This is a genomic window from Enterococcus sp. DIV0712, from assembly GCF_050554855.1.
In the GTDB taxonomy this organism is placed as follows: Bacteria; Bacillota; Bacilli; order Lactobacillales; family Enterococcaceae; genus Enterococcus; species Enterococcus faecalis.
In genome coordinates, this window is record NZ_CP187333.1 from 1,676,629 (window position 1) to 1,692,369 (window position 15,741).

The 15,741-nt window shown below is 38.9% G+C and carries 15 protein-coding genes; all 15 read right to left on the bottom strand.

Features of this window, described 5'->3' with window-relative positions; all coding sequences use genetic code 11:
• Window position 1: 1 nt before the first annotated feature.
• The 15 genes from tpiA to prmA all read right to left on the bottom strand — a co-directional run bounded on the left by tpiA (window position 2) and on the right by prmA (window position 15,737).
• Window positions 2-757 (bottom strand): triose-phosphate isomerase, encoded by a 756-nt coding sequence (gene tpiA / locus IGL42_RS08060; protein WP_002362045.1) that lies wholly within the window; start codon window positions 755-757, stop codon window positions 2-4.
• 48 nt (window positions 758-805) lie between these two features.
• Window positions 806-1,999 carry a phosphoglycerate kinase gene (locus IGL42_RS08065; protein ID WP_002357094.1) on the bottom strand — a complete coding sequence of 398 codons (1,194 nt, stop codon included), beginning with the start codon at window positions 1,997-1,999 and terminating at the stop codon, window positions 806-808.
• A gap of 126 nt (window positions 2,000-2,125) precedes the next feature.
• On the bottom strand, window positions 2,126-3,127 hold the full coding sequence (gap, locus tag IGL42_RS08070) for a type I glyceraldehyde-3-phosphate dehydrogenase (protein ID WP_002357093.1): 1,002 nt from the start codon (window positions 3,125-3,127) through the stop codon (window positions 2,126-2,128).
• A 39-nt stretch (window positions 3,128-3,166) separates the two neighbouring features.
• A complete protein-coding gene (locus IGL42_RS08075) occupies window positions 3,167-4,204 on the bottom strand; it encodes a sugar-binding transcriptional regulator (protein ID WP_002357092.1) in 1,038 nt (345 codons plus the stop codon).
• Between the two features lie 420 nt (window positions 4,205-4,624).
• The gene (locus IGL42_RS08080) at window positions 4,625-5,503 is read right to left on the bottom strand and encodes a YitT family protein (RefSeq protein ID WP_002357090.1); all 879 of its coding nucleotides are present in this window, start codon (window positions 5,501-5,503) and stop codon (window positions 4,625-4,627) included.
• Window positions 5,504-5,645: 142 nt separating this feature from the next.
• The gene (locus IGL42_RS08085; RefSeq protein WP_002365825.1) at window positions 5,646-6,215 is read right to left on the bottom strand and encodes a TIGR01440 family protein; all 570 of its coding nucleotides are present in this window, start codon (window positions 6,213-6,215) and stop codon (window positions 5,646-5,648) included.
• A complete protein-coding gene (locus IGL42_RS08090; protein WP_002357086.1) occupies window positions 6,212-6,718 on the bottom strand; it encodes an ECF transporter S component in 507 nt (168 codons plus the stop codon). Before IGL42_RS08090 ends, IGL42_RS08085 begins: the two co-directional genes overlap by 4 nt.
• Window positions 6,702-7,538: a bifunctional hydroxymethylpyrimidine kinase/phosphomethylpyrimidine kinase gene (locus IGL42_RS08095; RefSeq protein ID WP_025191855.1), complete on the bottom strand. Its 837-nt coding sequence runs from the start codon at window positions 7,536-7,538 to the stop codon at window positions 6,702-6,704. Before IGL42_RS08095 ends, IGL42_RS08090 begins: the two co-directional genes overlap by 17 nt.
• Window positions 7,539-7,691: 153 nt before the next feature.
• On the bottom strand, window positions 7,692-9,461 hold the full coding sequence (aspS, locus tag IGL42_RS08100; RefSeq protein WP_002360034.1) for an aspartate--tRNA ligase: 1,770 nt from the start codon (window positions 9,459-9,461) through the stop codon (window positions 7,692-7,694).
• A 17-nt stretch (window positions 9,462-9,478) separates the two neighbouring features.
• Window positions 9,479-10,780 (bottom strand): histidine--tRNA ligase, encoded by a 1,302-nt coding sequence (gene hisS, locus IGL42_RS08105; RefSeq protein WP_002357082.1) that lies wholly within the window; start codon window positions 10,778-10,780, stop codon window positions 9,479-9,481.
• Window positions 10,777-10,998, bottom strand: a complete 222-nt coding sequence (locus tag IGL42_RS08110; protein WP_002401802.1) for a hypothetical protein — start codon at window positions 10,996-10,998, stop codon at window positions 10,777-10,779. The genes hisS and IGL42_RS08110 overlap by 4 nt, the downstream gene beginning before the upstream one ends.
• A 139-nt stretch (window positions 10,999-11,137) precedes the next feature.
• A complete protein-coding gene (dtd, locus tag IGL42_RS08115) occupies window positions 11,138-11,584 on the bottom strand; it encodes a D-aminoacyl-tRNA deacylase (protein WP_002357080.1) in 447 nt (148 codons plus the stop codon).
• Between the two features lie 23 nt (window positions 11,585-11,607).
• Window positions 11,608-13,821: a RelA/SpoT family protein gene (locus IGL42_RS08120; protein WP_002357079.1), complete on the bottom strand. Its 2,214-nt coding sequence runs from the start codon at window positions 13,819-13,821 to the stop codon at window positions 11,608-11,610.
• 214 nt (window positions 13,822-14,035) lie between these two features.
• The gene (locus tag IGL42_RS08125) at window positions 14,036-14,788 is read right to left on the bottom strand and encodes a 16S rRNA (uracil(1498)-N(3))-methyltransferase (protein ID WP_002378439.1); all 753 of its coding nucleotides are present in this window, start codon (window positions 14,786-14,788) and stop codon (window positions 14,036-14,038) included.
• A 1-nt stretch (window position 14,789) separates the two neighbouring features.
• Window positions 14,790-15,737: a 50S ribosomal protein L11 methyltransferase gene (gene prmA / locus IGL42_RS08130; protein WP_002371999.1), complete on the bottom strand. Its 948-nt coding sequence runs from the start codon at window positions 15,735-15,737 to the stop codon at window positions 14,790-14,792.
• Between the last annotated feature and the right edge of the window lie 4 nt (window positions 15,738-15,741).

Genomic DNA, 15,741 nt, shown 5'->3' on the forward strand with positions numbered 1-15,741 from the left:
CTTATTTTACAGCATCTAATAAAGCTAGGAATGAGTCTGCTTCTAAGCTTGCGCCGCCGACTAAAGCACCGTCAACGTTTTCTTTTGCCATATATTCAGCGATGTTTTCTGGTTTAACAGAACCACCGTATTGAATACGAACAGCTTCAGAAACTTCTTTGCCGTATAATTTTTCAACTGTTGAACGAACAACACCACAGATTTCATCTGCAATATTAGCATCTGCAGATTTACCAGTTCCGATTGCCCAGATTGGTTCGTAAGCGATAACCATTGAAGCAACTTGTTCGTTTGATAAACCAACTAAGCCGTTAGTGATTTGACCTTCGATCCATTCCGCTGTTTTACCAGCTTCATACGTTTCTAAAGTTTCACCACAACAGAAGATTGGTGTCATACCATTTGCAAAGATTGCTTTGGCTTTTTTATTGATATCTTCATCTGTTTCGTGGAAATATTCGCGACGTTCAGAGTGTCCGATAATCACATAGTTTACACCTAAATCTGCAATTGCAGCTGGTGAGTTTTCACCAGTGAAGGCACCAGCGTTTTCCCAGTAGCAGTTTTGTGCAGCTAATTTCACTTCAGAATCTTTTAGGTTCCAAGCTAAAGGAGCTAAGAATAATGCTGGAGATCCAATCACAGCGTCAACAACGTCGTTTGATGGAACAGCATTTTTTACTGCTTCTGCAAAGCTTTGTGCTTCGCTTAAAGTTTTGTTCATTTTCCAGTTACCAGCGATAATTGGTTTGCGCATGAAAAGCACATCCTTTTCTTTTTTTAAAAATATTGTCTTTTAAACTGATTATTTATCGTTAATAGAAGCTAAACCTGGTAAAGTTTTGCCTTCTAATAATTCTAAACTTGCTCCGCCACCTGTTGAGATGTGAGAGAATTTGTTTTCGTAGCCTAATTGAATTGCTGCAGCAGCAGAGTCCCCGCCACCGATGATTGTTGTTGCGTCTTCTAAATTAGCAATCGCTTCACAAACACCAATTGTTCCTTTGGCAAAGTTACTCATTTCAAATACGCCCATTGGTCCATTCCAAACAACTGTTTTCGCACCTTGTAATTCGTTAGCGAATAATTCAATTGTTTTTTCACCAATATCCAAGCCTTCTTCATCATCTGGGATTTCAGTTGAAGGAACCGTGTGGAAAGGAGCGTCATTGCTGAACTCTTTAGAGACAACTGTATCAACCGGTAAAACTAATTTGTCGCCAGCTTTTTCCATTAAGCTTTTCGCTAAGTCCACTTTATCTTCTTCAAGTAAAGATAAACCAACACTATAGCCTTGTGCTTTCATGAATGTGTAAGCCATACCGCCACCGATTAAAATTTTATCGGCTTTTTCAATTAGGTTTTCAATGACAGCGATTTTGTCAGAAACTTTTGCGCCACCCAAGATTGCTACGAATGGACGTTTTGGATTTTCAACAGCTTCGCCGATGAATTTAATTTCTTTTTCCATTAAGAAACCAGCAACTGTTGGGATACCAGTTGAAGCAATTCCAACGTTTGAGGCATGTGCACGGTGTGCAGTACCAAAAGCATCATTGACAAATACATCGCCTAAAGAAGCCCAGTATTTACCCAATTCAGCGTCATTGCCGCTTTCTTTTTTGCCGTCAACATCTTCAAAACGAGTGTTTTCAAATACTAAAACGTCGCCGTCTTTCATATTGTTAACAGCGTCTTCTAATTCTTTACCACGTGTTTCTGGAACAAAAGTAACTGGTTGACCAAGTAATTCGCTTAAACGTTCAGCCACTGGTTTTAATGATTTGCCAGCTTTGTCTTCTTCTGTTTTTACACGACCTAAATGAGAGAAAAGAATTGCTTTTCCGCCATTTTCAATCACGTATTTGATTGTTGGTAAAGCCGCTACGATACGATTATCGTTTGTGATCACGCCATCTTTTAACGGAACGTTAAAGTCAACACGGACAAGGACTTTTTTGTCTTTTAAATCTACATCTTTAATTGTCTTTTTAGCCATGAGTAGACCTCCTGTATTGTCAATTTTAGGATTTTTCTTTTTTAAAAAAAGAAAGCGGAGAAGCGCGTTGCTTCCCCGCTTATTATTTCACAATTGTTCAAATTTCACTAATGATAAGAATGAATCTTATAAGTTAGCGAAGTATTCTAAAGTACGAACTAATTGAGCAGTGTATGACATTTCGTTGTCATACCAAGCAACAGTTTTAACTAATTGTTTGTCGCCAACTGTCATAACTTTTGTTTGAGTTGCATCGAATAATGAACCGTAAGTCATACCTACGATATCAGAAGAAACGATTTCGTCTGTGTTATAACCATAAGATTCGTTAGCAGCTTTTTCCATTACTGCATTCACTTCATCAACAGTAACTTCTTTGTCTAATACAGTAACTAATTCAGTTAATGAACCAGTAGCTACAGGAACACGTTGAGCAGCGCCATCTAATTTACCGTTCAATTCTGGGATTACTAAGCCGATTGCTTTAGCAGCACCAGTTGAGTTAGGTACGATGTTTGCAGCAGCAGCGCGCGCACGACGGAAGTCGCCTTTAGGATGTGGTCCGTCTAATGTCATTTGGTCACCTGTGTAAGCGTGGATAGTTGTCATTAAACCTTCAACAACACCAAAGTTGTCATGTAAAGCTTTAGCCATTGGAGCTAAGCAGTTTGTAGTACAAGAAGCGCCTGAAATTACAGTTTCTTCTCCAGTTAATGTTTCATGGTTTGTGTTGTAAACGATTGTTGGTACATCGTTACCACCAGGAGCTGAAATAACTACACGTTTTGCACCAGCAGTTAAATGTTTTTCAGCAGCTTCTTTAGAAGTAAAGAAACCAGTACATTCTAAAACGATGTCTACGCCTAATTCGCCCCATGGTAATTCTTCAGGGTTACGGTTAGCTAAAACTTTGATTTCTTTGCCGTTAACGTTGAATGAACCTTCGTGAACTTCAACTGTACCGTTGAAACGGCCTTGAGTTGTGTCATATTTTAACAAGTGTGCTAACATTTTAGCATCTGTTAAGTCGTTGATTGCAACTACTTCGATTCCTTCTACATCTTGGATACGACGGAAAGCTAAGCGTCCGATACGTCCAAATCCATTAATACCTACTTTAACTGTCATTAAAGATTTCCTCCTTATGAAAATCAAAAATTTTTTATTTTAAAGGGTTACCCCTTTTAAAATCTCGTTTGCAGCAGCTTCATCTGTGATGAGCCACGTTTGTTTTGGTGCATTTTTCATATATGCGCGAATGGCTTTGGCTTTCGTTTTGCCGCCCGCAATCGCGACGACATAGGGAATTTCTTGTAAGTTTTTTAATTGAAGGCCAATTCGTGGAATTTTATAGACCACTTTTCCTTCTTCATCAAAGAAATAACCAAACGATTCTGCCACGGCATTTTTTTGTTTGAGCATAACCATTTCGTCATCAGACATTTTTCGGCGTGCCGCCATGTGCAACGCTCGACCAATACTGTGCACCACACAGTTGGCATGACTAATTAACGTAAGAACTTCTTGAATCGAGGGTTCTTGTAATAAACTATTATACGTTTCACGACTCAATTGTTCTGGGACATATAACGCCCGGTAGTTACCACCCGTTTTGTTGGCCATTACAGCACTAATTGAATTGGCTTGGACAGAAACTGCTTCACCAATCCCTCCTCTGGCTGGAACAAACAAATTATGACGTTTTTCAGTTTCTAGTGATCCCATATTTTCGGCCACCATGGCCATTGTTGTCCCACCCATAACCGCAATTGTATTCTCACCATTTGGTAAGAGTAAATTCAGCGTATTGGTTAAGACATCTCCAAAGTCCGAAAGAACTTTCTTTTGGATATCACTATCTCCTGCAACAACGATACAACGTTGAATGCCAAAGTACTGTGTCATTTCTTTTTCGATTTGGTGCATGCCAAGCAATTGATTCATGACTAATTCTAAGCCTTGATAGACTTCCAAACCGCGTTCTGTTAATGTCATTCCGCTTTTTGAAGGTTCAATCAGGTTGAGCTGCTTCAAAACATCTGTTTCTGTACGCAAGACTCGCTCTGTAATTCCCATCGTTTCTGATAAACTTCTACGTCCAATAGGTTGCATCCAATAAATATTGCGAAGAATTTGGAATCTTTCTTGTAATACATCGAGCATATCTGGAGCAACTGCTTCAATCATTTTAAATTCTTTTAACATGATGCGCTCCTTTTGTGGGTCGAAATATGTCCAAGTAAGACTGAAAACGACCTATGAACTTTAAAAAAATAGAATTGATGTTCGTTTTTCCTACTATTTATTCATAACAGTATTAAAAGTACTTATCAATTACACACTTAGTGTACCAGTTTTTTTAGGTCTTTTCAATAAAAATGATTCTTTTTTCATCGTTTTCTTTCAAATCCAAACAAAGCATTCGTTTGTGGGAAACAATAGCGACTTATTTCCGAATAATCAGATCTAATTAAACCAAAAGCAAAGGAATTCACGAACGTCTTTCAATTAACTTCTTGTTTAAATGGGAATTTCAGGTCCTCACACAAAGCATTTTTTTACTTATTTTTCAAAAAAAGCAACGAAAGAATAGACACAGCCATTCTCTCGTTGCTTCATATCCTTTTATTTGTAATCTTCTTCGTAAAAACGTCCTAAAATTTTAACATTATCTGAGATGCTGACAAAGGCATTCGGATCACTTTCTTTCATGGCTGCTTCTAAACTTGGCAACTCAAAGCGTGTCACAATAGTTAGCAAAACAGTTTGGCGGTCGTGGCGATATGCCCCTTCCGCTTCATGAATAATTGTAATACCGCGGCGCATTTTCTTTTGAATCTCATCCACGACTCGATCTGGGTTTTTGGTGACAATCATAACTTGCATTTTCTTTTGCTTAGTATAAACGGCATCTGTGACCTTCCCACTTACAAAAATTGATAACGCACTGTAGAACATGTACTGCCAGCCAAATAAATAACCTGCAACGAAGACAATTAGTGCGTTAAAATAAATTGAAATCGAGCCAACGGAACGCCCCGTTTTTTTCCGAATGGTAATGCTTAGAATATCTAAGCCCCCAGAAGAAACCCCGTTTTTTAAGACAAAACCAATTCCTGATCCAGAAATCGCCCCACCAAAAATAGCACAGATAATTGGATCTTGGGTCATCACCGTTTGCGGAACAATATGCATAAATAATGAAGTTAAAGTCACGGTAATGAAAGTAAAAATTGTAAACTTCTTACCTATTTTTTTCCACGCAATAAAGAATAACGGCACATTTAACAGATACAATGTAATGGAGACAGGCACATTAAAACCCACAATTTTTGTTGAGAGGGTTGTTAAAATTTGTGCCAAGCCTGTTAAGCCACTGGAATAAATATTTCCTGGTTGATAGAAAAAGTTCATGGCAATTGATGCAAGAATAGCATAGACAATCGACACGGAAAATTTTGTTGTATAGTCATGAACTGGCAGTCCGTCATAAATTTTTTTCATAAATAATAGCCTCGTTTCAGGTTTTCAATAAATTACATTTCTTTTCATATTATACGTGGTTTACCGAGAGAAAAAAAGAGATTCCTATAATAATTACGGAAGATTCATCAAATGTTTATAGAAATGAAAAAAGAACGAAATCTTAACGATTTCGTTCTTGGGTTGTTTCATAATGGGCTCTTGGTCCACCAATATATTTAGGACGAGAATATAATGCTGTAACATGGGCCGCACCTAACGTTCGAATGCTCAAGCGAAGAGGAACTTGCACATGTTTTACATGCATACCGATAGATGTATCGCCAATGTCAATCCCTGCTTGAGCAACAATATGTTCAACTTCCACAGGTTCATCAAATTTTTCAAAGGCAGCCACTGAACAAGAACCGCCAGCATGTAATTGTGGTACTACCGAGACAATTTCAAAGCCTTTTTCTTCAGCCACACGACGTTCCATCGCTAAAGCACGATTAATATGTTCGCATCCTTGGACAGCCAAAGAGATGCCTTTTTTATCTAATTGTTCAATTAAGGTTGAGACAATCCATTGTCCTACTTCGGCACTGGAATTTTTACCAATGACGCCACCTACTACCTCGCTGGTGGTACAACCTAAAACAAATAGGTCCCCTTTTTGTAAATTTCCTGCTGTAATGACTTCTTCTGTAATTGTCACTAACTGTTCTTTTAACATTTTTTCATCGATAGTCATTTGTTCATCCTTCTTTCTTCTAAACGACCATTTTTTGGTAACACACGTTTTAATGTTTGACTAAGAGGCAATGCTACAATCACCCCAAATAAGGATTGAATAATATTCCCTGGTAATGAGGCAATCCCCGCACCCACGCCGTAAAGCCAGCTAGTCGCTAAAGCATACCCGCTAATCATGAGGAGACTGGCTAAAAGTAATCCTAGCGTTTGCATCTTTTTATTTTTATTAAAGAAGTGCCCTGCTAACCAACCTTGTCCGCCATGAATCAATAACGAAAAAACGAACCATTGTGGATAGCCTGACAATAAATCAATTAAACCACCGCTTAAAGCTCCGACTGTCAAGCCACCAATCGGACCAAAAAGTAAACTAGCAATGTAAATCCCTGCATCCGCCAATGTAACAAAGCCATTTGTTGCTGGGACGGGGATAATAAAGACCATTGACACAGCCACTGTTAAAGCGGTAATTACTGCATATAGACTAATTTTTCTTGTCATTATCCGCCACACCTCCTGCTAGTAATCCTTCATGCCACACACTTCCAAAAGCTGCATTTAGCTGGACCCCAGAAACAATGGCTTCATGAACGTATGTTTTTGCTAAATCAACTGCTTCAATTAACGGATATCCTTTAACTAAATTCGCACCAATTGCAGAGGCAAAGGAACAACCAGCGCCATCAATGGTGTGGGCCATTACTTTTTCTTTGACCAATTGAATATGTTGTTGTCCATCATAAAAAAAGTCACGTGCTTCTTGGCCAAGCCAACGATTACCACCTTTAATCACCACCGTTGCCGCTCCTAAAGAGTTTAACTCTTCCGCCGCTTGTTGGACTTCTTCGACGGTTGTTAATTTTCTGCCAATGAGTAATTCTGCTTCTTTTAAATTAGGCGTTATAATCGTTGCGAATGGAAAAATTTTTTCAATCAATAACTGCATGTATCTTTTTTCATAAACTGAAGTCGTTTCTTTAAAAGCCAAGACAGGATCCAACACCACCGGCAGACCTGCGTGCTTTTTCAAAAAGGTTGCAATTTGTAGCATACTTTCTTCACTGTGAATCAAGCCAATCTTGATGCCGTCTAAACTCCCGGCAGGTATGGAAGCGAGTTGCTCTTTCACCAAAGAAGTCTCAAGGTCATGAATCTGAAAATGATTCCTTGGGGCTGTAGCAAGGCAAGTTAAAGTTGATAAGCCAAAGACTTGATGATTTTCAAACGTTTTTAAATCTGTTTGAATCCCGCCACCTGAAAAAGGATCGGAACCGCCAATTGTTAAAATTATTTTTGTCATTTGTTTCGCTCCTTTATACACTCAGTTATCATACAAAGTTTTCTAAAAAGAAAAAACAGCCAATTGGCAGATTTTTAGCTCAGCCACTTTTTAAGTCTTTCGTTATCTTTTTCCTTCCCAAAGAAAGAGTGACCTCATCCGTCAATGAAGTCACTCTTTCTTTGGATTTAACACTTATTCGTCAATGGCTGTTACATCAATGTTTAATTCAAACAATTGTAATGGAGAAACTAAACTTGGTGCGTTGTTCATTGGGTCAATTGCTTTGCCGTTTTTAGGAAAGGCAATCACTTCACGAATATTTTCTTCCCCAGCCAATAGCATTGCTAAGCGGTCTAGCCCTAAAGCAATCCCTCCATGTGGCGGGAAGCCGTAATCTAATGCGTCTAGCAAGAAACCAAATTGGTCTTGTGCTTCTTCTTTTGTAAAACCTAACGTTTCAAACATTTTTTCTTGTAATTCTCGTGTATGGATCCGTAATGAGCCGCCACCTAATTCGTAGCCGTTTAAGACAACATCGTAAGCTTCAGCATACACAGAGGCTGGGTCTGTTGCTAAGCGGGCCACATCCTCTGCTTTTGGTTGTGTAAATGGATGATGAGCAGAAACATAGCGACCAGCTTCTTCATCATATTCAAACAACGGCCAATCCACAATCCACAAGAAATTGAATTTCGATTCATCAATTAAACCTAATTCTTTACCTAAACGTGTACGTACCGCACCTAAAGCAGCGGCTACGATTTCAGGTTTATCGGCACCAAACATTAAAATATCACCGACTTCTGCATTGGTAGCAGCAATTAATTCATCACTAACTTCTGTTAAGAATTTAGCAATTGGTCCTTTTAAGCCATCTTCTTCAACTTTTAACCAAGCTAAGCCTTTTGCGCCAAATTGACTCACATACTTACCTAAGTTATCCATATCTTTACGAGAATACTTATCTGCGGCGCCTTTTGCATTCAAAGCCTTCACATGTCCGCCATTTTCCAACGCTGCTTGGAAAACTTTGAAGTCTACGTCTTTCACTACATCTGCGACATCAATTAATTCCATAGCAAAACGAGTGTCGGGTTTATCGCTACCATAGCGTGCCATTGCTTCGTCATAGCTCATTCGTGGAAACGGAACAGAAATCTCAATTCCTTTTGTCTCTTTCATCACTTCAGCCAACATATTTTCTGTATATGTTTGAATTTCTTCTGGTGTTAAAAAGGTCGTTTCGATATCGATTTGTGTAAATTCTGGCTGACGGTCGCCTCGTAAATCTTCATCACGGAAACAACGAACGATTTGGTAATAGCGATCGAAGCCTGCCCCCATTAATAATTGTTTAAAGAGTTGTGGTGATTGTGGTAAAGCATAAAAATGACCGGCATGGACACGAGAAGGAACCAAATAATCGCGAGCGCCTTCTGGTGTTGATTTGCCTAAATAAGGAGTTTCAATGTCTAAAAAGTCATGATTATCTAAATAGTGACGGATTGTTTTCGTTACTTGGTGACGTAATTTAATGTTGTTTGTCATTGATGGACGACGTAAATCTAAATAACGATATTTCATGCGCAATTCGTCATTAACGTTATTGTCATCTTCAATGGTAAATGGCGTTGTTTTCGCAGTATTTAAAATCGTAATGTCAGTCGCCATCACTTCAAACTCGCCAGTTTTCATTTTGGGATTAATCGCTTCTTTATCACGATAAACGACTTGACCTTTAACTTCGATGACGTATTCACTACGACATTTATCAGCAATTTCCCATGCTTCTTTTGACTTTTCTGGGTTAAAGACCACTTGGACGATTCCTTCACGGTCACGTAAATCAATAAAGATAACGCCTCCTAAGTCACGACGTTTTTGAACCCATCCTTTTAATACAACTTCTTTTTCAATAAATTCGGCAGATACATTGCCGCAATAGGTTGTGCGTTTTGCCATTTCTCAATCTCTCCTTTTTATTCTTCAATCATTTTTGTCATCATTTCGTCATACACTTCATCAAATGAATCATGAATAGTACTTAACGGGAAGGCTTTTTCTTCGCGTGTTGCCATTGATTTTACGTTGACAATGCCTTCATTCAATTCATTTTCACCGATTGTTAAAACTAATTTTGCTTGTAATTTATCGGCCGTTTTAAATTGCGCTTTTGGTTTGCGATTCATGTAATCACGATCAGCTGAGAAACCAAAGTTACGAATGCTTTGAACAAGTTGCAAAGCTGCGACGTTGGTTTCTGAACCAATCCCAACCACATATGCGTCTAATTCAGATAACGCTGGAATCACAACTTCTTCAGCTTCCATTGTTAACAACACTCGCTCAATGCCCATACCAAAACCAAAACCTGGTGTGTCTGGGCCGCCTAATTCTTCAACTAAACCATTGTATCGGCCTCCTGCACAAATAGTTGATTGCGCACCCATTTTAGGCGCTTCACTCATAATTTCAAAAATTGTGTGTGTATAATAATCCAGGCCACGAACCATATTACTATCAATTTCATAAGGAATTTCTAGTAAATCTAACATATCAGTTACTGCTTCAAAATGTGCTTTAGATGGTTCATTTAAATACTCCAAAATGGAGGGCGCTTCTGCGACAATCACCTTGTCTTTTTTATCTTTGCTGTCTAACACCCGCAATGGGTTTTCGTGTAAGCGACGTTGTGAATCCTCGCTTAATTCTGCCATATGGGGCTCTAAATAATCGATTAATGCTTGACGGTACGTAGCACGTGTTTCTTTATCCCCCAAGGAATTAATAACTAATTTGATTTGTTGGATGCCTAATTGTTTGAAGAAGTCCAAAGCCATAGCCATGATTTCAACATCCAATGCTGGGTTTTCACTACCAAATGCTTCCACACCAATTTGATGGAATTGACGCAAACGACCAGCTTGTGGGCGTTCATAGCGGAACATCGGCCCCATGTAATAGGTTTTATATGGTTTCGTATATTCCGGACCATATAATTTATTTTCAACGAAGGCCCGAACAATTGGCGCTGTCCCCTCAGGACGTAGCGTCACGTGACGGTCTCCTTTATCATAAAAATCATACATTTCTTTTGAAACAATATCTGTGGTATCGCCAACACTGCGAGATATTACTTCATAATGTTCAAAAATCGGGGTTCTGATTTCTTGGTATTGATAATCTTTAAAAATCAAACGAGCTGTTTCTTCCACAAATTGCCATTTTTCAGAAGTTCCTGGCAAAATATCGTTTGTTCCTTTTGGTTTTTGATAACTCATTGTCTTTCTCTCCTTCTATCATTCCACAAAAATGTGTACGCCATTTTCTTTTTTCTAAAAATGAAAAAAGCCCTTGTATGTTGAACATACAAGGGCGTAAAAGTCTCTTTTACACGGTACCACCTAGTTTTGAAAGATTTTACTCTTTCCTCAACGATTAACGCTCGTAACGGGACGGCTTTTCTTCCGTCCATCTCCAGAATGTCTTTCACTTTCACTGTTGAAGTTGCTCTCAGCCACGGCAACTCTCTCTTCGCAGACAGATGAAACTTACTCGTTCCTTCGTAGATTTTTAATATTATCTATAAACTACTAAAGTTCTCTTAGAAAGTCAAGGGGTTCCGATAGGAAAATCAATTATTTTTCTCGTGTATCGATCACAATGGTCACTGGACCATCATTGGTCAACGACACTTGCATATCCGCGCCAAATTCTCCTGTGGCTACCGCTATTCCTTCTGCTTCTAATTGTTGATTAAATAATTCATACAAAGGAATCGCCACATCTGGACGAGCCGCTTCAATAAAACTGGGACGATTGCCTTTTTTAGTTTTTGCATAGAGGGTAAATTGAGAGATACTCAAAATTGATCCTTCAATCTCTTGAATACTGCGATTCATTTTTCCTTCGTCATCTTCAAAAACACGTAATTTACTGATTTTACCAACAACATAAGCCACATCTTCTGGCGTGTCTTCTTGATGAATGCCCACCAGCACCATGAAGCCTTGTTTGATTTGTCCCACTATCTGCTCTTCTATCGCAACTTGTGCTTGACTGACTCTTTGAATAACTACTTTCATCTTTTTTGCCTCACTTTTAACACTTACCCATTGGTTCGACGAACACTATAAACATCTGGTACACTTTTAATTTTGTCAACGATGGTTTTTAAATGAGAAAGGTTTTGAATTTTCACAGTGACATGAATCTGGGCCATCTTATCTTTGGATGGACGAGCTTCAACGCCAACTAAATTTTTTGTCATCGAACTAATGACTTGTAAAACATCACTCAGTAAGCCACTACGATCATAGCCGTAAATCTCCAAATCGGCAGCGTATTCTTTGCGACTGTGCTCGGTATCTTCCCACTCAACTTCAATTAGACGTTGTGCTAGTTCTTCTTGATGTTGTACGTTAGGACAGTCCGCACGATGAATTGAAACGCCACGTCCTTTGGTAATGTAACCAACGATTTCATCACCAGGCACTGGATTACAACAGCGGCTTAAACGAATCAATAGGTTGTCCACCCCTTGAATCACGATGCCGCCTTCATGACGAACTTTCATTTTTTCTGATTCTTTTTTAGCTGGCTGATTTAACAACTCTTCTGCTTCTTGACGTTGGCGTTCCAACTCTTGTTCGCGGCGTTCTTTTTCTGTTAAACGATTGCACACTACTTGCGCACTTACTTCGCCATAACCTACTGCCGCAAATAAATCATCTTCCGTTTGAAATTTGAATTTATCTAGCACTTCCGCCATTTTATTCTTCGTTAAAAATTCTTTTGGTGTAAAGCCGATTTCTGTCATGTATTTAATGACAGCATCATGCCCTTTAATAATATTATCTTCACGGTCTTGTTCTTTAAAGAAACGTTTGATTTTATTTTTAGCTTTACTTGTTTTAACCATTTTCAACCAGTCGCGACTAGGTCCGAAAGAATTCGGTGATGTTAGGACTTCAATAATATCCCCATTTTTTAGGACATAGTCTAACTGTACCATTTTGCCGTTGACCTTCGCACCGGTTGTTTTATTCCCAATTTCAGTATGGATACTGTAAGCAAAATCTAGTGGTCCGGAGCCTTTTGGCAGTTCGGTTACATCTCCACTTGGCGTAAAGACATAGACTTTGTCGCTAAAAATGTCTTCTTTCACACCTTGCATAAATTCAGAAGCATCATAGCTTTCATCTTGTAATTCAATAATTTCATGGAACCAATCGACTTGCTTCGTCAGTTCATCTGTTTCAATTTTTTCCGCTTTGCCTTCTTTATAGGCCCAGTGAGCCGCCACCCCAAATTCGGCGATTTGGTGCATCTCATGGGTCCGAATTTGGACCTCTACTGGATTCCCTTTTGGCCCAATAACTGTCGTATGGATAGATTGATACATATTCGCTTTTGGCATAGCAATATAATCTTTAAAGCGACCTGGCATTGGTGTCCAACGTGTATGAATCGCCCCTAACACGGCATAGCAATCTTTAATGGAATCGACAATAACACGAATGGCTAATAAGTCATAGATTTCATTAAATTGTTTCTTTTGGTCCTTCATTTTACGATAGATTGAATAAATATGTTTTGGTCGACCATATATTTCTGCGTAAATTTCTAAATCTTCCGTAGCTAAACGAATATCTTCGACTGCTTCTGCCACATAAGCTTCACGTTCATCGCGTTTGCTTTGCATCAAATTAACAATTCGATAGTATTGGTTGGGGTTAATATAACGTAAGGCAGTATCTTCTAATTCCCATTTAATTCGACTAATCCCTAAGCGATGTGCTAAAGGCGCATAAATTTCTAAAGTTTCTTGTGCAATCCGTCGTTGCTTATCTTCACGTAAATGTTTTAATGTGCGCATATTGTGCAAACGATCGGCTAGTTTCACCATAATGACCCGTAAATCTTGCGCCATTGCCAATAACATTTTCCGATGATTTTCAGCTAATTGTTCTTCATGAGATTTATATTTAATTTTTCCTAGTTTCGTTACGCCATCGACTAACATTGCGATGTCTTCGCCAAATTCTTCTTTTAAATCGTCCAGTGTTACGTCCGTATCTTCGACAACATCATGTAAAAATCCTGTTGCTACAGTATGGGGATCCATATGTAATTCAGCCAGAATGCCTGCCACTTGAATCGGATGGATGATGTAAGGTTCACCTGATTGTCGGACTTGACCTTCGTGTGCTTTTTCAGCATAAGTTAATGCTTTTTGAACCAACTCAACATGTTCTGGTCCCATATAGGTACTTACAATTTTGATGACCGCTGGGCCTGTCAGTATTTCTTCTTTTGGCATGGTATTCACTCCTCTATGAAGGTGACCTTTGGATAAAGAACACTTCGTTCACGTTTTATCTATTTTAATAAAAAAGAAAAGTACCACTTGAAACAGTAGCACTTTCAACAACTCTATTATACTAAATTTCCCTTAAATTTCAATCACTGTCGCTTTTTTACTCTCTGTTTATTCAAAGAGAATGCCTACAAGAATTTTACAGGCGGGCTTTCGTTTAATTTAAAAGTTCCATTTGGTAGCTAACCGCACTTAAAAGATACAACGGTGCTGTTTCTGCTCGTAAAATTCTCGGACCCAACCCGCAAAGTTTCGCCCCAGCCTGCAGAAATTGTTCAATTTCTTGCGGTGCAAAGCCACCTTCAGGTCCAAAGAGCACACACAAACGTGCGCCTGGCTGGCAAGTGGATAATACTTGTGCTAATTGACTTTTTTCTCCTTGTCTTGCTGATTCTTCATACGCAACCAAGACTGTGTCATATGAGTCAAATTGCGCAATGATTTCTTGTGTTTTTTCCACCAAAGAAACACTTGGTGTCTGCTGCCGATGCGATTGCTCCGCCGCTTCTGTGGCAATTTTTTGTAATCTTTTTTCTTTGGCTGCTCTTTTTTTGTGGTCCCATTTGACAACGGAAGTTTTCGCAGGAAAGCCGATAAACTGATTTCCACCTAGCTCCGTGCCTTTTTGAACAATCCATTCTAACTTGTCCCCTTTTGGTAACCCACACGCAATCGTCACTTCAATTGGCAATTCTTTGTCCATTTCTTCTTTACTAATTTCTTTAAAGTAAACAGATGTTGAATCAATTTCCACAATCTCAGCTAAAATGGCAGTTTTATTTTGAAATACTAAATAACAACGATCATTCGGCGTCATTCGCATAACTCGCACAATATGATGATAGTTTTCATCTGCGACTTTATACAAATCTTTTTCTTGATAATCTTCTTTCATGAAATACCGTTGCATTTTACTCTTCCTCTGGTTTCTTCAAGATAATCGCATACCAATCGCCTTGATTAAAGAGTTGGTCCACCACAAACCCGACTTTCGTTAGTGCTTCTAAAACCATTGCTTTTTTATCTTCAATAATTCCAGAAATAATGAAGGTACCGTCTTGTTTTAGCAAACGCCAAGCATCTTCAATCATTAACACAATAATATCTGCCAAAATATTTGCGACGATTACATCAGCAGAATGGTCAATCCCTTTTAGTAAATCATTGGCTGACACATGAACATCGACCGCAATGGGATTTAAATCCATATTTTCTTTTGCCGCTGCAACTGCTACTTCATCTAAATCATATGCGTAGACGTCTTTAGCCCCTAAATAGCGACTTGCAATACTCAAAACACCAGAACCCGTTCCTACATCTAGAACTGTTTCGCCACCACGTAAAACAGTTTCTAAAGCTTGCAAGGTTAAACGAGTCGTTGGATGCGTGCCTGTACCGAACGCCATCCCCGGATCCAATGTGATAATTTTTTCTGCTTCATCTTGTGCGTGATAGGCTTCCCAACTTGGCACAATCGTTAAGAATCGTGTGACACGGACAGGATGATAATATTTTTTCCAAGCAGTTGCCCAGTCGCTTTCTGCTACTTCACTAATTGTCATTTCGTTTTTACCAATGGATAAGCCGTACTCAGGCAAGCGTAAAATATTTTCTTTCATAAATGGTAAAATTTCTGGTAAGAAGGTTGTTTCAGGAAAATAAGCCATCACAATCGCTCCTTCTTTAATGTGGGTGAATTGCTCTTTATCTAAAATTTCCCCATACAGATCACTTTCAAAATTTTCAATGTCCAACGCATCTTCAATGGCCACGCCACTTGCGCCAGCTTCCATCATAATGTTTGAAATTGCTTCAACTGCTTCGCTAGCCGTTTCGACTTTTACTTCTGTCCACTTCATGTTC

Bases quoted from the DNA above. Each gene is read 5' to 3' on its own strand.
- IGL42_RS08120 (WP_002357079.1), bottom strand. From the start codon at position 13,821: ATGCCAAAAGAAGAAATACTGACAGGCCCAGCGGTCATCAAAATTGTA.
- gap (WP_002357093.1), bottom strand. From the start codon at position 3,127: ATGACAGTTAAAGTAGGTATTAATGGATTTGGACGTATCGGACGCTTA.
- IGL42_RS08080 (WP_002357090.1), bottom strand. From the start codon at position 5,503: ATGAAAAAAATTTATGACGGACTGCCAGTTCATGACTATACAACAAAA.
- tpiA (WP_002362045.1), bottom strand. From the start codon at position 757: ATGCGCAAACCAATTATCGCTGGTAACTGGAAAATGAACAAAACTTTA.
- IGL42_RS08065 (WP_002357094.1), bottom strand. From the start codon at position 1,999: ATGGCTAAAAAGACAATTAAAGATGTAGATTTAAAAGACAAAAAAGTC.
- aspS (WP_002360034.1), bottom strand. From the start codon at position 9,461: ATGGCAAAACGCACAACCTATTGCGGCAATGTATCTGCCGAATTTATT.
- dtd (WP_002357080.1), bottom strand. From the start codon at position 11,584: ATGAAAGTAGTTATTCAAAGAGTCAGTCAAGCACAAGTTGCGATAGAA.
- prmA (WP_002371999.1), bottom strand. From the start codon at position 15,737: ATGAAGTGGACAGAAGTAAAAGTCGAAACGGCTAGCGAAGCAGTTGAA.
- IGL42_RS08075 (WP_002357092.1), bottom strand. From the start codon at position 4,204: ATGTTAAAAGAATTTAAAATGATTGAAGCAGTTGCTCCAGATATGCTC.
- IGL42_RS08125 (WP_002378439.1), bottom strand. From the start codon at position 14,788: ATGCAACGGTATTTCATGAAAGAAGATTATCAAGAAAAAGATTTGTAT.
- hisS (WP_002357082.1), bottom strand. From the start codon at position 10,780: ATGAGTTATCAAAAACCAAAAGGAACAAACGATATTTTGCCAGGAACT.
- IGL42_RS08090 (WP_002357086.1), bottom strand. From the start codon at position 6,718: ATGACAAGAAAAATTAGTCTATATGCAGTAATTACCGCTTTAACAGTG.
- IGL42_RS08085 (WP_002365825.1), bottom strand. From the start codon at position 6,215: ATGACTATCGATGAAAAAATGTTAAAAGAACAGTTAGTGACAATTACA.